This is a genomic window from Planktotalea sp. (assembly GCF_018607995.1).
GTDB lineage: Bacteria > Pseudomonadota > Alphaproteobacteria > Rhodobacterales > Rhodobacteraceae > Planktotalea.
In genome coordinates this window covers 21,316-39,677 of record NZ_JABBAL010000019.1, presented here as the reverse complement: position 1 = coordinate 39,677, position 18,362 = coordinate 21,316, and the positions used below count along the sequence as shown (strand labels likewise).

Annotated in this window: 19 protein-coding genes and 1 pseudogene; 11 read left to right on the top strand and 9 right to left on the bottom strand. The window is 51.4% G+C overall.

Annotated features, from left to right (window positions below):
• The first annotated feature begins 188 nt into the window (after nt 1-188).
• The 6 genes from QZ280_RS07635 (at nt 189) to QZ280_RS07610 (ending at nt 6,114) form a co-directional block, all read left to right on the top strand.
• Nucleotides 189-683 carry a TRAP transporter small permease gene (locus QZ280_RS07635; RefSeq protein WP_293442154.1) on the top strand — a complete coding sequence of 165 codons (495 nt, stop codon included), beginning with the start codon at nt 189-191 and terminating at the stop codon, nt 681-683.
• Nucleotides 684-694: 11 nt separating this feature from the next.
• Nucleotides 695-2,014, top strand: coding sequence for a TRAP transporter large permease (locus tag QZ280_RS07630; protein WP_293442151.1), 1,320 nt, complete (start codon nt 695-697; stop codon nt 2,012-2,014).
• 84 nt (nt 2,015-2,098) lie between these two features.
• Nucleotides 2,099-3,190, top strand: coding sequence for an LLM class flavin-dependent oxidoreductase (locus QZ280_RS07625; RefSeq protein ID WP_293442148.1), 1,092 nt, complete (start codon nt 2,099-2,101; stop codon nt 3,188-3,190).
• A complete protein-coding gene (locus QZ280_RS07620) occupies nt 3,190-3,987 on the top strand; it encodes an alpha/beta fold hydrolase (protein WP_293442145.1) in 798 nt (265 codons plus the stop codon). Before QZ280_RS07625 ends, QZ280_RS07620 begins: the two co-directional genes overlap by 1 nt.
• Nucleotides 3,987-4,868 carry a polysaccharide deacetylase family protein gene (locus tag QZ280_RS07615; RefSeq protein ID WP_293442142.1) on the top strand — a complete coding sequence of 294 codons (882 nt, stop codon included), beginning with the start codon at nt 3,987-3,989 and terminating at the stop codon, nt 4,866-4,868. The genes QZ280_RS07620 and QZ280_RS07615 overlap by 1 nt, the downstream gene beginning before the upstream one ends.
• A gap of 73 nt (nt 4,869-4,941) precedes the next feature.
• Nucleotides 4,942-6,114 carry an FAD-dependent monooxygenase gene (locus QZ280_RS07610; RefSeq protein ID WP_293442139.1) on the top strand — a complete coding sequence of 391 codons (1,173 nt, stop codon included), beginning with the start codon at nt 4,942-4,944 and terminating at the stop codon, nt 6,112-6,114.
• Here the strand turns inward: QZ280_RS07610 and QZ280_RS07605 are convergent.
• Together QZ280_RS07605 and QZ280_RS07600 are read right to left on the bottom strand one after the other, a co-directional pair.
• Complete coding sequence (locus QZ280_RS07605) at nt 6,111-6,638, bottom strand: carboxymuconolactone decarboxylase family protein (protein ID WP_293442136.1); 528 nt, start codon at nt 6,636-6,638, stop codon at nt 6,111-6,113. The two genes, QZ280_RS07610 and QZ280_RS07605, sit on opposite strands and share 4 nt — an antisense overlap.
• Nucleotides 6,639-6,685: 47 nt before the next feature.
• Complete coding sequence (locus QZ280_RS07600; RefSeq protein WP_293442133.1) at nt 6,686-7,177, bottom strand: flavin reductase family protein; 492 nt, start codon at nt 7,175-7,177, stop codon at nt 6,686-6,688.
• 226 nt (nt 7,178-7,403) lie between these two features.
• Between QZ280_RS07600 and QZ280_RS07595 the strand changes: the two genes are divergently transcribed.
• Nucleotides 7,404-8,024, top strand: coding sequence for a glutathione S-transferase family protein (locus QZ280_RS07595; protein ID WP_293442130.1), 621 nt, complete (start codon nt 7,404-7,406; stop codon nt 8,022-8,024).
• Between the two features lie 394 nt (nt 8,025-8,418).
• On the opposite strand, the gene QZ280_RS07590 is transcribed toward QZ280_RS07595, so the two are convergent.
• The 3 genes from QZ280_RS07590 to QZ280_RS07580 form a co-directional block, all read right to left on the bottom strand.
• Entirely contained in the window at nt 8,419-9,930 is a 1,512-nt protein-coding gene (locus QZ280_RS07590) for a tripartite tricarboxylate transporter permease (protein WP_293442127.1), read from the bottom strand.
• 1 nt (nt 9,931) lies between these two features.
• Nucleotides 9,932-10,414, bottom strand: a complete 483-nt coding sequence (locus tag QZ280_RS07585; protein WP_293442124.1) for a tripartite tricarboxylate transporter TctB family protein — start codon at nt 10,412-10,414, stop codon at nt 9,932-9,934.
• Between the two features lie 62 nt (nt 10,415-10,476).
• A complete protein-coding gene (locus QZ280_RS07580; RefSeq protein WP_293442121.1) occupies nt 10,477-11,463 on the bottom strand; it encodes a tripartite tricarboxylate transporter substrate-binding protein in 987 nt (328 codons plus the stop codon).
• 107 nt (nt 11,464-11,570) lie between these two features.
• Between QZ280_RS07580 and QZ280_RS07575 the strand changes: the two genes are divergently transcribed.
• From QZ280_RS07575 to QZ280_RS07565, 3 genes are read left to right on the top strand one after another with little or no spacing between them, the layout of a single operon-like run.
• Nucleotides 11,571-12,239: a response regulator transcription factor gene (locus tag QZ280_RS07575; RefSeq protein WP_293442119.1), complete on the top strand. Its 669-nt coding sequence runs from the start codon at nt 11,571-11,573 to the stop codon at nt 12,237-12,239.
• A complete protein-coding gene (locus tag QZ280_RS07570; RefSeq protein ID WP_293442116.1) occupies nt 12,229-13,593 on the top strand; it encodes a sensor histidine kinase in 1,365 nt (454 codons plus the stop codon). The genes QZ280_RS07575 and QZ280_RS07570 overlap by 11 nt, the downstream gene beginning before the upstream one ends.
• The gene (locus QZ280_RS07565; protein WP_293442113.1) at nt 13,572-14,579 is read left to right on the top strand and encodes an extracellular solute-binding protein; all 1,008 of its coding nucleotides are present in this window, start codon (nt 13,572-13,574) and stop codon (nt 14,577-14,579) included. Before QZ280_RS07570 ends, QZ280_RS07565 begins: the two co-directional genes overlap by 22 nt.
• 386 nt (nt 14,580-14,965) lie before the next feature.
• Here the strand turns inward: QZ280_RS07565 and QZ280_RS07560 are convergent, their stop codons facing one another.
• Complete coding sequence (locus QZ280_RS07560) at nt 14,966-15,928, bottom strand: alpha/beta hydrolase (RefSeq protein ID WP_293442110.1); 963 nt, start codon at nt 15,926-15,928, stop codon at nt 14,966-14,968.
• 94 nt (nt 15,929-16,022) lie between these two features.
• Here QZ280_RS07560 and QZ280_RS07555 point away from each other — a divergent pair, with 94 nt between their 5' ends.
• On the top strand, nt 16,023-16,655 hold the full coding sequence (locus QZ280_RS07555) for a TetR/AcrR family transcriptional regulator (RefSeq protein ID WP_293442107.1): 633 nt from the start codon (nt 16,023-16,025) through the stop codon (nt 16,653-16,655).
• 13 nt (nt 16,656-16,668) lie between these two features.
• On the opposite strand, the pseudogene QZ280_RS07550 reads toward QZ280_RS07555, so the two are convergent.
• The 3 genes and pseudogenes from QZ280_RS07550 to QZ280_RS07540 form a co-directional block, all read right to left on the bottom strand.
• Nucleotides 16,669-17,294, bottom strand: a pseudogene (locus tag QZ280_RS07550) (DsbA family oxidoreductase); the annotation flags it as partial.
• A gap of 177 nt (nt 17,295-17,471) precedes the next feature.
• Nucleotides 17,472-17,690 (bottom strand): hypothetical protein, encoded by a 219-nt coding sequence (locus tag QZ280_RS07545; protein WP_293442104.1) that lies wholly within the window; start codon nt 17,688-17,690, stop codon nt 17,472-17,474.
• A gap of 350 nt (nt 17,691-18,040) precedes the next feature.
• Nucleotides 18,041-18,178, bottom strand: a complete 138-nt coding sequence (locus QZ280_RS07540; RefSeq protein ID WP_293442101.1) for a hypothetical protein — start codon at nt 18,176-18,178, stop codon at nt 18,041-18,043.
• Nucleotides 18,179-18,362: the final 184 nt, after the last annotated feature.

Below are 18,362 nucleotides of genomic sequence, written 5' to 3'. Positions count from 1 at the left end.
AGTTGCTAACTAACCCAATCTCTGCACATCGCGTCGCGGTGGTCAAGAAGCTCTGCGGCCAATTTCAGCATTATTTATCACTCGCTAAATAAGCGCTTGATCCCCCCGCCCCATCGGGTAGCGTTCATGGAGTTGGCATTAATTGCGTCGGGGAGGGCAAAATGAAGACACATATTAGGGGCGCTCGAATGTTGCATATTTTTTCAGCATTCTGGACGCTCGCTCTCGCATTTCTCATTTTTGGCGACGTGATTGGCCGAATATTCCTAACGCGGCCTATTCCGGGCACCAAGGAAATCCTGCAAAACTCTATCGTGACGATCACGTTCTTGCAGATCCCACTGGCGATCTACTCAGGCTCAATGTTGCGCACGACGATCCTTTCAGATGCAGTGCCACCAACTATGCGTCGCATCCTCCGCACATTCGCATCCCTCCTGGGATTTGCTCTTTTCCTCGCGTTGATATGGGGAACGATCCCCTCGTTCTATGATGCCTACCGCATTGGCGAATACGAGGGAGAAGGATCGCTACGCGTACCCACTTGGCCCGTGCGCGGCGCAATTGCTGCGATGTCTGCCTTTGGTGCGTTTGCCTACGCCCACATGATTTGGCTCGATTGGCGCGGCGAATTGGTCCTTGAAAATGAAGCGCCTGGCGCGCTGCTAAAGCTTGAAGATTAGGAGCGCACGACATGGGTGGTGATATTGTAGTAATGATGCTCGGCGTGCTGATTGTGTTGATCCTGCTTGGGGTTCACATTGGCGTCGCTCTTGCACTATGTTCCGGCGTGGGTGTCTACATCATGTTTCGTGGCAACACGGAAGCAGCTCTCGCGATTATGTCCAATACTGCATACGAGGCAATTCGAAAGGACGTGTTCGCGGTGATCCCTCTCTTTGTCTTGATGGGAGATTTTGTATGGCGAAGCGGGGCCGCTGGCGATTTATACCGCATTTGTGATCGCACTCTGCGCCGCCTGCCCGGCCGTCTCGCTATTGCGACAATCGCGGGTAACACTGTGTTCGCGGCTGTTACAGGCGTTTCCATCGCATCCGCAGCTGCGTTTAGCCGGATTGCCTACCCTGAGATGATGAAACTTGGCTACAAGCAAAGCTTTGCGCTCGGTGCTGTTGCTGGCTCTGCGTGCCTTGGTATGCTGATCCCACCATCAGTTTTGCTGATCGTTTGGGCGATCCTGACAGAGATGTCCGTTGGTGCGCTGTTTGTTGCTGGCATCATTCCTGGGATGGTGCTGGCGCTCTTGTTTTCCGGCTATGTGATCATCGCCGCAAAGGTGAACCCCGAGATTGCACCACCATATGACAAGCCATTGACAGAACCTACACCCGCGGAAAAACGCTCTGAACTCATCGGTGGCCTCGGGATTCTAGCGCTGATTATGGTCGTCATTGGCGGTATCTGGCTTGGCTGGTTCACACCGACCGAAGCCGCTGCGTTTGGCGTTATCTGTGCGCTGATTATTGGCGTCATCAAAGGTATGCGCATGGACGATATTATCCAGAGCCTTTACCAGGCAGGGCGCACAACTGCGCCCATCATGTTCCTGTTGATCGCAGCGCAAATGTATTCTCGCCTTCTCGCACTTGGGGGCGGCGTAAACTACATCCAAGGTATCTTTATCGATAGTCAGCTTTCGCCATTTATGCTGATCATACTGATGGCCTTTATCTGGTTAATCCTTGGTATGCTGATCGACAGCATTTCGATCATTCTTCTTACCGTGCCAATCTTCGCCCCACTCGCGATGTCGATGGGCTACGATCCGATTGCGTTCGCAATCTTTGGTATTTTGGTCATCGAAGCTGGCCTTTTATCGCCGCCTTTCGGACTTTTGGTCTATACTGTGAGGGGCTCCGTCCCCGACCCAACGGCGACGTTGAAAAAGATCTTCATCGGATCCGCACCATATTTTGTGTTGATCTTGGTCGCAGCTTTCCTCGTGCTCGCCTTCCCGATCTTGGCGACGCTTCTCCCAAAAGCTCTTATCTGATTTAGTGATATTCAGATGTGGTTTTTATAATTTTCCCCAATGCGCACTGCGCACTAGGTTTGGGGTAACTTGATGGAGACGAACATGGAACTTGGATTTTTCACAATGCCGATCCACCCTGTTGGGAAAGATTGGCGCACCTCATTGCACGAAGATCGCGCGGCTTTCTTGCTCGCGGATGAGCTGGGCTTTGTAGAGGCTTATGTAGGCGAGCACACGACGGATGCTGCAGAAAACATCACCCATTGCATCAGCTTCATCGCTTGGATCGCGGCGGCGACGAAACAAATTAACTTGGGCACAGGTACGGTTAATTTGCCCAATACACACCCTGCCGCAATCGCAGGTCAAGTTGCGATGCTCGATCATATGCTCGATGGACGCTTCATTTTCGGCATTTCACCGGGCGGTTTGGCAACAGATGCGGAAGCATTTGGGAGCCTGCACGCAGATCGCCCCGCGATGTTTCTTGAGGGCATCAACCATATCCTGAAAATCTGGGAATCCGAAGCCCCCTACAACATCAAAGGCGAATTCTGGAACATTTCGACCGAGACTCAAATGGAACTCTCCATTGGCCAAGGCATGATGACCAAGCCGTTGCAACGTCCGCATCCACCTATCGTTGTGACAGCTGTTGCACCGTTTTCTAAAGGTGTGACCGAAGCTGCTGCGCGCGGATGGGATCCGATTTCCGCGAACTTCCTTCTAAAGAAATGGGCCAAAACTCATTGGCCAAAATACGTAGAGGGTTGCGAGCGTGCGGGTCGCACAGCGGACCCTGCGAACTGGCGTGTGGCAAAATCCATTTTCGTCGCGGACGATATGGCAACAGCAAAAGAATATGCGCTCGGACCGCAAAGTCCTTATCGTTACTACTACTCGCAGTTGCTGACCAAAATGAAAAAGCATGGTCGCACAAACCTGTTTAAAGCCGACCAGAGCATGACCGATGATGAGGTCACACTCGACGGTGTTCTTGAGGACTGCGTGATATGGGGCACACCCGACAAAGTGGCGGATGACCTGCTCGCCTTGCGCGAAGACGTTGGTGACTTTGGTAAGCTGCTTTATGCAGGTAAAGACTGGACCGATGTGGAACTTGGACGCAACTCGATGATCAAATTGGCAGAGAAAACGATGCCGATCGTCAACGCTGCAATCGGCAAATCGTAGTGAGCGCGCGTGTCGAGATAAAGCGCGGGGACGTCACGCTTTCTGCTTTCGCCACTGGACGGAAAGATGGGCCAGCGATCTTGCTGTCGAACTCGCTGGGTGCGGGTCTTGATATGTGGGCACCGCAAAGAACCATGCTTGAAGCGCACTACCATGTCATCGGCTACGACACACGCGGTCATGGACAATCGAGCACCCCTGAGGGCGACTATAGTTTCGACGACCTCACTGCCGATGCGATTGCAGTGCTTGATCATTTTGATATCGAAAAGGCAGACTACATTGGTCTGTCTTTGGGCGGTATGACAGGTCTCGGTCTCGGGCTTGATTATGCAGAACGCTTCGACAAAATTGTTTGCGCCTGCGCGCGCGCAGACAATCCCGCGCCCTTTGTCAGCAGTTGGGATGATCGCATCGCGGCGATAACCAATGGTGGCATACTAGCGATTTGGAATGGTACGGTTGAGCGCTGGCTAACGCCTGATTTCCTAAGCGCCAATGGGGATCTTGTCGCGAATCTCGCGCACGATTTCGCACAGACAACGGTCGCCGGCTACACTGGCTGCGCACGTGCTTTACAAACGCTCGACTACAAGCACCGATTGGGCGACATTAAAGTGTCCACACTCTTTATCTCAGGCGCGGATGACTTCGGCGCGCCTAAAGCTGAAATGGAGAGCATGTCCACCGCAACACCCAACGCGCACTACGTAAACATCCCTGATTGCGCACATATTGCTAACCTTAACCAAGCAGATGCATTCAACGCAGCCTTAAAGCAGTTTTTGGAGTTCTAATGCGCCTTACAGATCGTCTGCCTTACCAAGCCATCGTGGATCGTCCCAAGCTGACTTTACCCGATGGCAAAAGGCTTGCGGTTTGGGTCATTGTGAATGTCGAGGATTGGGGCATCGAAGGCCCTATGCCACGTACGGTTTTGCCACCGCCCATGGGCAAGCCCTTACTGCCGGATGTTCCTAATTGGTCCTGGCATGAATACGGTATGCGCTCTGGCTTTTGGCGCCAATACCAAGCCCTAACCTCGCGCGAAATTCCAACGACTTTAGCGATTAACGGAAACGTTTGTAACAGCTACCCGCGCGTCGCCCTAGCCGGGCTTGAGGCAGGTTGGGAGTTTATGGGTCACGGGCATTTACAAGGTCCTATGCACAAATTGAGCGATCAACGCGCCGCGATCCACCAAGCGATGGACACAATTGAGGCTTTCACTGGAACGCGCCCTACGTCTTGGGAAAGCCCGGGGCTGACTGAGACAGAGGAAACCCTTGATCTGCTCCGCGAAGCAGGCGTGAAATATGTGGCCGACTGGGTGCTTGATGATCTTCCGCAAGAGGTGGATACGCCGCACGGGGTGATCACCACCGTTCCCTACACTGTGGAAATGAACGACATCGCGGTTTACGCGCTTCAACAACACAGCTCTGATGAATTCCTGCGCCGCGGACGTGATCAGTTTGATCGTCTTTATGCAGAAAGCGCAGACAATACGCGTGTCATGGCGATTTCGATCCATCCCTATGTGACGGGTGTGCCGCACCGTATTCGTTATCTTGAAGAACTGCTCGATTATGTCGGTAGCCACGAGGGTGTTGCGTGGATGACCGCCAGTGAAATCGGCGACTGGTACACGAAAGAAATGAACACGCTTTCTGGGTGATCCACTTCAAACGACCTTGATCCTGTGCGAACCATGCTATTTATAAGTTGATAAATAAGCATGGAGCGACCCTGTGATCAAATGTGCAATTGTCAGTGGTGGCTCTATCGGTGGGCTTTTCGCTGCGGCAGCCTTGATAAAAGCAGGGTGGCACGTTGATGTTTACGAGCGCACCGACGTCGAGCTTTCCGGTCGTGGCGCAGGCATCGTAACGCACGACGCCTTGATAAAAGCGCTGCGCGCAGTAGGCGCTGATCTGACAGACCTTGGCGTTCAAGTACACGACCGTGTGGCATTTCGCAAAAACGGAGAACGCGTTGCGACGTTACCGTTTGCACAAGTCGTGACCTCTTGGGACCGCATCCACCAAATGCTGCGGCGCTTGATCCCTGAAGGCTCATATCATCTTGGAGCGCACATCACGGACTATACACAAACAGCCAACGACGTAACGGCCCTCTTAAGCGATGGCACGACGCGCACCGCTGATTTACTCGTTGGCGCTGATGGGTTTCGCTCTGCCATTCGTGCACAGATGCTGCCTGAGGTCACACCGCAATACGCGGGCTATGTTGTATGGCGTGCGCTGGCGCATGAGCGAGATATTCCAAAGGATGTACACGCTGAACTCTTTGAGCATTTCGCTTTCTTCACCCCTGCACAAAGCCAGATTATCGGTTACCCGATTGCGGGGCCAAACAATGATCTGCGCGAAGGGCATAGGCGCTATAATTTCGTGTGGTACTCCCCTGCCCCAGCGGTTGTGTTGCGCAATATGTTGACGGATGAAACAGGTCAGCATCATCCGATTTCAATCCCGCCTCCGTTGGTTCGCGGCGACCTTTTACAAGGGATGTTCGCGCGCGCAAAGGATTTGCTTCCAGCGGCATTTGTTGAGATCTTAAACCACTCGGAACGCCCTTTTTTCACTCCAATCTATGATCATCATTCTACAGCTATGTACGATGGCCGCGTTGCTTTGTCAGGCGATGCCGCATGCGTCGCAAGACCTCATGTCGGGATGGGTGTCACCAAAGCCGCTGAAGATGCATTGTGCTTGGCGCAGCATGCTGAGACATCACTCGAGACCTACTCTTCCCTACGCGTTCCAGCCTCTTTGCGCGCACACATGCAAGCGCGAGAATTAGGATCATGGATGATGGAGCCAGACCTAAACAACGCTGATGGATCTTTGCACCGCCACATTCAGAAAATCATGGAAAGGACCGCTGCGGCAGTGGCTTAGACTGAGAAATAGCGACTCAATCCCAAGTCCAACGCGGGCAAGTTAGGACCTTCGCCGTCAGGCACATCAAACACATTGATCGTCATCGAGATCAAAGTGTAGTACCCGCAAATGCCGACCAAATCGACGCATGCTTGCTGCCCTAGAAGGGTCAAAGCCTTGTCATATGTCACGTCGCTTACGTTCTTCAGCAAATGCAATTCCACCGCGAAATCAAAGACAGCCTGCATTTCTGCGTCGCCAAAGGCATAGCGTTTTGCCTTGGAAATCGCATCTACTGCATCGCGCGACAGACCTGCTTCTATTGCAATCGGAGCATGATGCGACCACTCAAAACCTGACGACCAATACCGCGCCGTCACCAAGATCGCGAGTTCTGACAAGACCTGCGGCAAAACGCTATCATAGCGCGCATATTGACCCAAAGCCTGTGCTTGTTTAGCGAGCCCCGGGCTTTGCAGCCAAACTCTAAGGGGTCCAACAACCGCGCCACGCGGGCCATTGACAATATCATCATGAATCACTTTTTGGTCCGCTGAAAGCGCGCCTTCGTCTAGCTTTGGGTGCCGATTCATAAGGGTGCAGACGTCTGCATCTGACCACGATAGAAGATCAACGCGTCGCCCTCTTTATGGTCAAAGCCTAAGATTTCACCGACAACGATTATATGATCACCACCATCATGTATTGCATGGGCGTGGCACGCAAAATGCGCAATCGCATCATTGAGGCGCGGCGCTTGCACCAATGACTCTGTTAGATCAACGCCTGCGCACTTATCTTCTAGAGGTTTTGCAAACTGCCATGCGAGATCAGCCAGTTCAGTGGACAAAACATTTACAACAAATGGCGCACCTTCTGTGAACAAACGCGCGCTTGCTTGTTCTTTGCCAATCGAGAACAAGCATAAAGCAGGCGACATGCTGAGCGATGTAAAGGATCCAACGGTGACACCGGTTGGCTTTCCTGCCTCATCCAACATGCTGACAACAGTAACGCCTGTTGGCAGGCACCCGAAGGCGTTGCGAAGCTCACGTGGGTCAATCATTGGTGCATCCAACATTTTTGTCATCTCCTTGAAGCGCCCTTTGCTTTGGGCCTTGATCCAGAGGTAGTGCGTGAACCCTATCAGTCAAAATGATAATAATTCATATTTAGTATACTTATTTTATAATACTTTGACTGTGCTGCTGTTATTTCTGTTTGATAGTAGCGCGCGCCTGGCTTAATTATCGAGCGATAACAACACATCACCCAAAACATTTGAATTGGGCATAGGGAGACGAACAATGACGACACTGTGTTACGCGAAAAAGACCTGCTCGATAGGCATCCACGTCCTTATGGAAGAAGTCGGCCTGCCTTATGATCTCAAGATCGTAGACTTCTCTAAAGGCGAACAAAAGACACCTGAATACAAGGCGTTAAACCCTAAAGGCAAAGTGGCGGCACTTGTGCGTGACGATGGCAGTGTTCTAACAGAATATGCAGCAATTGCGATGTGGCTGGCGATGACCAACCCTGACAAAAAGCTTGTACCCACCGATCCTGAAGGTCTCGCACGCACAATCGAAGCGATGGATTTCATTGTTGGTACGGTTCACATGTTGTCATGGCGCTTGTTCCGTCGCCCTGATGCTTATTCAGATAGCGCAGACGTGCACGAACAACTGCGCGAACGTGGGATGAACGCGATGCTTGCTGCGTTCGATGTCATCGACGAGCAATTGGCTGGCAAAGACTATCTGATGGGCGATTTCTCCATTGCCGATACAGCGCTTTATTACACGCAGTATTGGGCGGTCGATGTGGCTGGCTGGAAACTGCCGCCGAATGTGCAGGCTCATTACGAACGCATGAAAACACGTCCTTCTGTTCAGGCTTCTCGTGAGCTGGAGGGCGTCGCATAAACACTCTCTTCGCCGCGCCGTTCACTTCAGTCTGAACGGCGCAGCGGCAAGAGCTTTTTTTGGGGGGGGGCTACGATGCTTTGTTGCACAATTCAGATGATATGTAGGGCTCCCCTGGTTGGAGAAGTAAGATCCGCAAATGGATATACTTCAACCGCTCTACTAACTACGAAGTAGCCCTAAGTGTGATATTGTTTTTGTGCAACGTGCACTCACGTTATAATAGTTGCCGTAGGAGCGCAGTTTCGCATGTCACGCCGCAGCCAGAAAATCAGCCCCTTACTCCAAGCGCATGAAACTTTTGTTGTGAACAACGATCAAGAAAGCTAGATCGTTTCTTGCCTTGAGCATGCCTATGATTGCCTTCAACTAGCTGATAAGAGGAGGCAATCGATCAATCTCCATCTGCGACCCCTTCCGCGCGTAGCCGTGCGCGACGTGCTCTGAAGCTAGGTAGGACTATTAAGATCGCAGCGATGATCAGCAAACCAAGCGTCATGGGACGCTCCCAGATAAACGAAATACCATCGAACAGCTGCATGGAACGCGCAAAATTATCTTCCAACATTCCACCCAGAATAAATCCAATGAGCAGCGGCGCGAGTGGGTAATCCGAAAACTTCAAAGCAGTTGCACAGACACCAAACCCAACGAGAATGAGCAATTCTGTTGCATTGTTCTGTCCAATGTAGGCCCCCATCAACGTGAAAAATAAGATGAACGGGATGAGGAAATTGCGCGGGATTGACAGGATTTTGGCAATGTAGGGAATGAGTGGCAGGTTGAGGATAAGCAAAACCAGATTGCCAATAAACATCGACATGATCACGGCCCAGAAAATCTGTGGCTCATCAATCATCAAACGAGGACCGGGTGAGATATTGAGCGCGATGAGCGCGCCCAAGAGGATCGCAGTCGTACCAGATCCGGGGATGCCCAAAGTTAGCAAAGGAACAAAGGATCCCGTGCAGGCCGCGTTGTTGGCTGTTTCAGGCGCGGCGAGACCTTTAATCGAGCCTTTGCCAAACTCCTCCTGCTCTTCGTTGCTCGCTAAATTGCGTTCAACTGCGTAACCCAGAAAACTGGCGATCGTTGCGCCTGCGCCGGGCAAGACCCCGATGAAGAACCCTTGTAGCGATTGGCGACCAATGACTGGCGCGATGGTGCGTGCCTCTTTGCCTGTAATGCGCAAGTCTTTGATTTCAAGACCTGCGCTGCCCGCCTCTTTGGGTTTTAGCACTAAGAAAAGCGCTTCAGGCAAGGCGAACATTGCCATGGCAAGCGTAATAAAGCCAAATCCAGTTTGTAGATCCATGATGCCACCAGTGAAGCGCGGCAGGCTGAACAAAGTGCCCTCGCCCACCGTCGCCATGATCAATCCGAAAACTGTCATCAAAATCGCCTTGGCGACTTGGCCTGTTCCTGCGAAGGCCGCGATTGCGGAAAGCCCAACGACCATTAATGCAAAATACTCGGCGGAATGGAATAACAAAGCTACAGAAGACAGCATGGGTGCAAAGATCATCAACAAGATCGCGCCGATTGTGCCGCCAACAAAACTTGCGATTGCGGCAATCGTCAACGCTTTTCCTGCTTTGCCCTTCTTGGTCATCGGATAGCCATCAAAGCTGGATGCAACAGTGCCAGCAACCCCCGGCGCGTTCAGCAAGATCGATGAAGTCGAACCGCCAAAGATCGCGCCGTAATAGACGCCTGCGAGCAAGATGAGCGCAGCAGACGGGTCGCCCATCGAGATCGCGACAGGGATCATGATTGCAATGATCGACATTGGGCCGAGGCCAGGAAGCATCCCGATGAATGTACCGATCAAACAGCCAGCAATTACCATTGCGAGGTTTTGAAATGACATGGCCGTTTGCAGACCGATGAGAAGTCCTTCTAACATATCAACCTCCTAGAAAACCGGGCAGCGGTCGCATGTAGATTCCCAAAACCTGTTGCACCAGATACCAAACGGTCATTGTGTTGATGATTGCGATGGACGCCATCAGGATCCACTTCCGCTCGCCTAGAACAAATGCGCCAAAGAATAGGAATGATGTTGTGGAAATGATGAACCCAACTGGACGCAAACAGATTGCATAAGCCACCATCAGGCAAAGCAGGACTATCGCTTGGCCGAGTTTGTATTCGTGCAATCGGCGATAGTCTATTTCAGGCTCCTTGGCTTCGGATTTCTCGATGCCGAGCAAAATCACGAGGCTCGCACCAATTGCGAGAACAGATAGCGCTTTGGGGAACGTACTAGGCCAGATCGGGTTGCGTTTCATAAATGGTGCGAGATTTGCATCCATCGTAAACCAAGCCGTATATCCATAGACCAGGCATATGCCCAAAAATATAAGTGCTATCCAGCGATCCAGCGCCATGGTCAATCCCCTGTAAATAAATGGGCAGAGCCGTTTCCAGCTCTGCCCGAATGGTTTTTCGTTTAGAGGAAGCCTAGTTTCTTCATCAGATCGCCGATAACTTTTTCTTGGTCCTCAAGGAACGCTTTGAAATCATCGCCAGGGTTGTGGATGTTGACCCAACCATTGCGCGCGCGCACGGCTTCCCAATCGTCAGTTTCGTACATTTTGGCAATCGCGTCCTGATACGCAGCGGTCTTTTCCGCTGACAGCCCCGGTGCGCCAAAGAAACCACGCCAGTTCACAAAACTCATGTCGATGCCTTGTTCTTTCATGGTCATCGCGTCTGCCGCCGCGCCTACGCGCTCGTCAGATGTGACGCCGATAATCTTAACTTCACCTGCATTCGCAAGGTCAACTGCCTCAGAAAAGCCAGTTGAAAGCGCTGCGATTTCGCCTGACAAAAGAGCCGCCATCGCTTTGCCGCCCGCATCGTACGGAATGTATTTCACGTTCAACGCATCTTTGCCCGCCGCTTCCATTGTCATTGCAGCGACAAGGTGGTCCATGCCGCCCGGAACAGAACCGCCGCCGATTGCTGTGCCAGATGGATCCACGTCGTAGGCCGCGATCAAATCAGCCATCGAATTTACGGGGCTGTCCTTGTTCACGACCATCGCTGCGTAGTCACCGATTGTGCCAGCAACAAGCGTCAGATCGCGGAAGCTTTGTGGGAAAACACCTGTGAGCGAACGAATAACGATTGGGGTCGAGTTGACCATCAATGTGCCTTGGTTGCTCTCTGCATTCTCGATCAAGAAGCCGATGGCCTTGCCACCACCACCACCGGACATGTTCTCGTAGGATGCGCTACCAACAAGACCCGCTGCCGTTAGTGCTTCGCCAGTACCACGCGCGGTTCCGTCCCAGCCGCCACCGGGGCCACCTGGAATCAAGAAGTGGATGCTGTCGACCACTTGATGGCCGCCCGCTTGCACGCTTGATGTGAAACCAACCGCAGCAACTGCCGCGGCGATAAGGGCTCTGCGGCCCAGATTAAAGGTCATCATGTTATTTCTCCCATTTGACAACTGCCCGCACTGCGGCTCAGTTGTGTTCAGACGATCACAAGAACCTGACACTGACCTGACACCCTGTAAAAAAGCTTTGACCTCATATGAAATTCCTTCTCGTTGAAGACAATCAAGAGCTGGCAGATGCGATTTCATCAAGGATGCGTCTGGATGGGCATGTTATTGAACATGCTGCAAATTTGGCCGATGCCAAGGCTTTTGTTGACGTCGGCGAATACGATTTGATTCTACTCGACATCATGCTGCCCGATGGGGATGGGCGAGACTTTCTAAAGGCGCATCGTGCCAGCAATCACGACACGCCAGTGATCGTTTTGACTGCACGCTCTCAGGTATCTGATCGAATCGGCTCGCTTGATTTAGGGGCAGATGACTACCTCACAAAACCGTTCGATCACGCCGAACTTGAAGCACGATGCCGTGCGGTTCTGCGCCGCAAAACTGGAAAGACGAAGACTATCATCGAGTTGGGCGGTGTCGTTTTCGATCCGCTTGCAGGGCGGCTTTCAGTGAATACCGAAACCGTCAATTTGCGAAACCGTGAATTGCGCCTTTTCGAGTTGTTGGTCAATTCGCCGGGGCAGGTATTTTCGAAGCAAAAGCTCTCTGATCGGCTTTTCTCTTATGATGACGATGTGTCCGAGAACGCAATCGAAGTCTATATCGGCCGTCTCAGAAAGCACCTTGAGAACTCACGTTTGAAGATTGTCACACTTCGCGGTCTTGGATATCGGCTTGATCATGTCCTCTGATTTGTCGACCTCTGTCTCACTTCGCAACCGACTGGTTTTGATCCTTATTGGCGGTGCTGCGATCCTTGCACTCTTGCTGTTTTTTGCGATCCGCAATTACGCAACTCAAGTTGCGCAGCAAGGCCAGGACAACATAATTTCTGCTTCGGTTACATCGATTTTGGACGCCGCAGCTATTCGCGATGGGATTGTCGAGGTCGACTTCCCGTATGCTTCATTTTCGATGCTCAGCACCGCATTTGATGATCAAATTTTCTATGCAATTTATCAGGACGACATATTTTTGTCCGGGTATGAACGGCTCGCCATCGCCAGAGTCGCGGCGCGCGAAACTGATTTCAAAACTGTCGACTATCTGGGCAGCCAAGTTCGTGTTGTGACGGCAAGCCGGACGTTGATTGGTAAAGACAAGCGCACACAGGTTCGCGTCGCATTGGCACAAACACAAGACGCGCTGTCTGGAACTTTGACGCAGATCTCGCGAAACGCAGCTGTCTTTGGCGCAAGTTTTTTTGCATTGGCAACATTGCTTTCATTCTGGGCAACATCAAACACAATTGGACAGTTGAACCGCCTTACCAATTCGGTGACCCGCCGTGGACCACAAGATCTAAGCCCCTTTCACAAACCTGTCCCTTCGGAAATGTTGCCACTTGTGACATCGTTGAATTCTCTGATGTCGCGGCTTGATCACTCTCTTAAACAATCCGAAGACTTCATCGCAGAGGCTGCGCACCGTGTCCGCACTCCACTTGCAACCGTACGCTCTTACGCAGAAGCGACGTTGCAAAGAGTGGATAAGGAAGAGAATAGGCAAGCGATGCGCTCGATGGTGCGCGCTATTGATGAAAGTTCGCGCGCCGCTGGGCAATTGTTGGATCATGCGATGATCACCTTTCGAGCTGATCACCTTGAACTGCAAGATGTTGATCTATCCGCCTTGGTTCACGATTTGGTTGAACGTTTGAAGCCAATAGCCGAAATGAAAGACCTAACGCTTCGTCTGCATAGCGACACACAGGTGCCCTACAAGGGAGATGCGATTTTGCTGCAAAACGCAGTGCGCAATCTACTCGACAATGCGTTAAAGTATTCCCCGAGCGAAGGCGTTATAGACATCCAAGTGACGGCCAAGCCCAACATAGAAATCCGCGTTTATGATAGTGGTAAAGGGTTCCCAAAAGACGAGCTTGATACATTGGCCACGCGGTTCAAACGTGGCTTGAACGCTGAAGGAACAATCGGGTCGGGTCTTGGTCTCACAATTGCAATGGATGTCGCTGTGGCGCACAAAGGAATGTTGCGCCTTTCAAACAAAGCGGAAGGCGGCGCATGCGCATCATTGTTACTTTAGTAATTTGGATGCTTCCACAACTGGTGCTCGCTCAAGCTTGGGAAGATCGCCGAGTGTTCGAAAATGAAAGTGCGGAGCAAACGCTGCGGATTATTTCAAGCACTGATACTGCGCTGTTTGCCCCGATTATCGAGGATTTTCTCAGCAAAAATACGGGTGTTTCTGTTGAATACCTAGTGAATGGAACGGCTAAAATAGATCAGATCTTCAGAGCGGACCCAGACAAATTTGATTTGCTCATTTCTAGCGCAATGGATCTACAACTTAAAACTGCAAACGATGGATTGGCGCTACGCTTAAGCGACGTAGCGCATCCATCTTGGGCGCAGTGGCGACAAAGCCTGTTTGCCTTCACCTCTGAACCCGCAGCAATTGTTGTGAACAAAGCAGCTTTTGCAGATCATCAGTTACCGCGATCCCGTCAGGAATTGATCGAAGTTTTGCGCGCACGGCCTGATGTGTTCAGAGGGCGTGTTGGCACATATGATGTGCGCCAATCCGGCTTGGGTTATCTCTTTGCAACGCAGGACGCACGCGCATCGGAAACCTTTTGGCGGTTGATGGAAGTCATGGGGGCTTTGGATATTCGACTTTACTGTTGTTCGGGTGACATGATCGATGATCTCTCCGATGGCACCATCGCAGTCGCCTATAATGTCCTTGGCAGCTACGCGAGTGTGCGCGTTGAAAACGAAGATCAGATCGAGGTTATTCTGCCATCCGATTTCCCAACTACGATGATGCGCACAGCCCTCGTTTCAAACGATGCACCACATCCCAAGGCCGCAACGGAATTTGTGCAACATTTGATCAGATTACAATCAGATCACCCTAAGGGCGTTTTCTTGCTGCCCTCTTTAAAAACCCAAGACAGCGATGTTGACCGCGCGACGATTCCACTTGAGCCTGCTCTTATGACATTCCTCGACAATCTCAAAAGGCGCAGATTCATTGAAGAATGGGAAAATGCGGTGATTCAGAAATAAATTACTAAATCCTTCCTTCAGATCGAATCTTTACTGTTAAGTATTTTCAACAAGATGCCTTTTGTTAACCAAATACTCAAACAACTCCAGATGCTGCGCTTGCCGCGAATGTCTGCTAAGCGCGCTGCAACCGCAGCATTTCGAAGCTGTTTCCAAAGGCGGCTCAAGGCCGTACTTGTCACGGCGGTTCTACCTATCGGACAGAATGCTGCGGCCGATCTAATGGCGGCAAAGAGCCGTTCTTGTCGGCAAAATGCTAAGCCAAAATCGTTGTGACTTCGCGTCAGCGTAATTTAGGCTGATCACCTATGATGCTACGAAGCGGAGAACGGCTGGAATGAGCCCTTTGTAACGGATGCTGTAACTTGCGCGAAGGTCAGCTTTGCTTAACCAAAATCATAACCTCCATTTACCCACGCCAAGACGGTTTTGGTAAGTTTATCGCTATCGTCTTGATAGAAGAAATGGCCGCAATTCTTGAAGATGGTCAATCTGCTCTTGGGGAGCCGCGCATGCAGCCGTTCGGCGTTGCCTGCCGTTAGGAACGCATCATGTTCGCCCCACATCACGTGTACTGGCACATTCAACGTCGCAAGGTGTGGATCGATGTCTTTGCACCCTCCTGGGTAGCCGTTAAACCATTTCGTAACCGGACCAATACGGCCAGAATATGAGGCGACGTAGTCAGAAACCTCAGCGCAGGACGGGCTATACTTCAAATACCCCAATTGGTTTGCACCTCCAATAAAAGCAGGCGCGCCGGTCATTGTGAAGACAAATCGCCAGAATATAGAACCGATCATCTTTCGGACGAGGCTACCATCTGCGGATGGCTGCACGCTTGGTCCTGCGCCAATCATGATGCTTTTGGCTTTGTGGTCACGGTGCATGACGTAGTGAAGCGCCACGGGCATCCCGACATCAGGGGCCACAATATGAACGTCAGTCAGTCCAAGCTTTGCAATGAATTTATGCAAAAACGCGCTTTGTGCGGCAAAAGTCATATAGCTTATGTTGCCCTGGCTTTGCCCGAACCCTGGCAAGTCGAGCGCAACCAAATTTGTGGAAGGGGAGAGAGATGACCATGTTGTATCGTAACAAAGGATGCTTTGTGGAAGCGGGCTGAGGAATAGAACAGTTGGACCGTCTGCTTTGCCTCCAGTCGCATAGCGAATTTTGAGACCATCCAATTGCATGAATTCGGGCTTCATTGTGAAGTTCGCCAGATCATGATTAATCTTGCCTGCACCCTTGCTGCGTTTTGATCGAAGCTTGTAAAATTCTGGCGTAATCATCATTAAGCTGGCCGCGTTTAGGCGACCGAGCATTCCAATGGGATCTTTTGACATGGTGTATCCTTCGGGGCTGGCAGTCTCACGATTCGCAATGTAACTAGAGGTACGAAAAAGCCTGGTCAATTATAAAATACCCATGAGTACGATAATGAATAAAGACCCCACACCGAAACGAGGTCGCCCAAAGACATTGGATCGAGATCAGATCTTGCAGACGGCATTGCTGGCGTATTGGTCTAGCGGACCAACGAACGTCTCGATCAGCGACATTTGCAGCATGACGGGCGCGTCCAAACCGGGTGTTTATCGTGAGTTTGGAAGTGATGACGGGTTGAAAAAGAGCGTTCTGGAAACCTATTATGACCTAGCAGTTCAACCCTTGATCGACATTCTTGAGAAAAATCAGTCGACCAATGAAACAACCGACGCCGTCATCGATTTCATGACGCAAGATCGCGAACAACTGGGTATTCCGCAGGGATGTTTGTTTGTCATGATGCGCGCGCACGCGCAGCACCTTGGACCGTCCACCTTCGAGGCACTGCAAGATGTGCGCCGCTATCTTTTTGGCGCTTATGAAGCATGGATCGAGCGTTCCAAATCTCGCGGTGAATTCGCGAATATTCCCACCGACATTGCGGCCCAATTTATAGATGCACAGCACGGCGGTGCAATGCGGATGCAGCGCGAAGGCATGCCCAATGATTCCATCGCAGGTGTGCTTGGCACAGCATTCCGCGTACTCGTTTCGGACGAGAGGTCCGGCGCACGGATGAATTAGGCCGTGAGTTGCGCAGGATGCTTTTGAAGTTGTCCACGCCTTGCGCGCCCGTGACAAAATGTTGGCTATCAAAGACAACGGCGGGCACACCGCTGATCCCCTGCTTATTCCAAAATTGCTGTTCCTGACGCACCGTATCTGCATATCTTTGGTGCTCCAGAACGGCCTTAGCCTCGACGCGACCCAAACCGATTTCGCCTACGATTTAGACCAACACGGCACCATCAGAAAAGTTCCGCCCATCGGTAAATGTGCGGTGAACAATGCCTGTTTAAGGTCGTTCTTACGGCTCAGTTCGTTTGCCCAATGCAGCAGCTGATGGGTGTTGTATGTGTTGTGCATCCGAAAACCATCGGCGAAATTGAAATCGAACCCGAGCTCCTTACCACGCGCCGCCATCATCTCACGATTGGCTGCGGATTGCTCAGGTGTTATTCCGTATTTCTCAGCTAGATGTTCGCCGATATCCTAACCTTCGGGCGGCATGTTGGGGTTTAGCTCAAACGGATGCCAATGGATCTCATAATTCACATCGCGTGCCTCTAGGACTGCAGCAAGTTGGCGATATCCGATGATGCACCAAGGGCAGATCACGTCAGAGACAATATCAATATGAAGTGGAGATTTTGTGTCAGTCATGAAGTGCGCCTTTGGGCTTAAGAGTTCGCCTCGGTAAGTTTTTGCAGCGTCGTTGCCGCCAGTCTGCCGAAATCATTTGCAGCTTGCGGGCTTGCTCCTAGCACAAGTCGGCGGTCAACGTGGGCCGAATTGTCCACTTTTTTGTTAATGGTTGCCACACCAAGCGCTGTTAGTTTTTCACACACACCACGGCATCAGCCCAGGCAAGTAACCAATCATTGGTGTCTGCTTGTCTAACGCATCAGGGAACACGGTTATTTTGTAACCGTCATAAAAGAACCCCGCGTCGCTTTTCTTAGCCAACAAAGCGGCGGGACCGTGGCACAGCGCAAGACAGACAACTGGAACACGTAAAAGCCCAAGCGAGAAGATAGTCAAAGATATCAAACGGGCCACCCACATACACTATTCATCTGAAGAGAAGATCCGGATCGTGCTAGACGGCCTGTGCGGGGAAGATAGCATTTCTGAGCTGTGCCACCGTGAAGGCACCTCACAGCCCATTTAGCGGACACTTCCGACCCATGTCACCGCCCCATCCAGACGGACGCACTCGGACATCCCTCTAAAGGTGTGCCCAGCTGTCCGGTGGGGACAATTGGCGATGCGGTGGGTGCTCAAAACCACGTAGACTGGTCGCTACACTAGGAATAGAGCTGAGGGTAACACCGAGATCCGAAAAGGGCGAACTAAACCAGTTGATACGTGTTATCCCCCCTTATACCACAGTCTCTGCATACGGCTCTCTAGCGTACCTCATGGGTGGTTGTTTCATCACTGATTGCCAGGATCAGATCAGCAATCGTGAAGCTAAATTCATGACCACAGGCACTGCACGTGAGGTCCATACTTGTGTCAGATACACCCGATAGCTTTGTGTTCATGGGGTAAGCCTAAGACGTCAGAATTACATATGCCTTCGCAAGTGAGGCAAAGGTTATGACTGTTATTAGGATCTTGTTGGCTGTCATCGTGTTTTCAACAATCTCAGTACCCGCAGTTCTGATAGATTTTGTTAATGTATTCAAGGGTCGCCCGCTTGATGTCTTTGACGATCTTCTCGCCAGA

Bases quoted from the DNA above. Each gene is read 5' to 3' on its own strand.
- QZ280_RS07635 (WP_293442154.1), top strand. From the start codon at position 189: ATGTTGCATATTTTTTCAGCATTCTGGACGCTCGCTCTCGCATTTCTC.
- QZ280_RS07630 (WP_293442151.1), top strand. From the start codon at position 695: ATGGGTGGTGATATTGTAGTAATGATGCTCGGCGTGCTGATTGTGTTG.
- QZ280_RS07625 (WP_293442148.1), top strand. From the start codon at position 2,099: ATGGAACTTGGATTTTTCACAATGCCGATCCACCCTGTTGGGAAAGAT.
- QZ280_RS07615 (WP_293442142.1), top strand. From the start codon at position 3,987: ATGCGCCTTACAGATCGTCTGCCTTACCAAGCCATCGTGGATCGTCCC.
- QZ280_RS07600 (WP_293442133.1), bottom strand. From the start codon at position 7,177: ATGTTGGATGCACCAATGATTGACCCACGTGAGCTTCGCAACGCCTTC.
- QZ280_RS07595 (WP_293442130.1), top strand. From the start codon at position 7,404: ATGACGACACTGTGTTACGCGAAAAAGACCTGCTCGATAGGCATCCAC.
- QZ280_RS07590 (WP_293442127.1), bottom strand. From the start codon at position 9,930: ATGTTAGAAGGACTTCTCATCGGTCTGCAAACGGCCATGTCATTTCAA.
- QZ280_RS07585 (WP_293442124.1), bottom strand. From the start codon at position 10,414: ATGGCGCTGGATCGCTGGATAGCACTTATATTTTTGGGCATATGCCTG.
- QZ280_RS07580 (WP_293442121.1), bottom strand. From the start codon at position 11,463: ATGATGACCTTTAATCTGGGCCGCAGAGCCCTTATCGCCGCGGCAGTT.
- QZ280_RS07575 (WP_293442119.1), top strand. From the start codon at position 11,571: ATGAAATTCCTTCTCGTTGAAGACAATCAAGAGCTGGCAGATGCGATT.
- QZ280_RS07570 (WP_293442116.1), top strand. From the start codon at position 12,229: ATGTCCTCTGATTTGTCGACCTCTGTCTCACTTCGCAACCGACTGGTT.
- QZ280_RS07565 (WP_293442113.1), top strand. From the start codon at position 13,572: ATGCGCATCATTGTTACTTTAGTAATTTGGATGCTTCCACAACTGGTG.
- QZ280_RS07560 (WP_293442110.1), bottom strand. From the start codon at position 15,928: ATGTCAAAAGATCCCATTGGAATGCTCGGTCGCCTAAACGCGGCCAGC.
- QZ280_RS07555 (WP_293442107.1), top strand. From the start codon at position 16,023: ATGAATAAAGACCCCACACCGAAACGAGGTCGCCCAAAGACATTGGAT.
- QZ280_RS07540 (WP_293442101.1), bottom strand. From the start codon at position 18,178: ATGAACACAAAGCTATCGGGTGTATCTGACACAAGTATGGACCTCACG.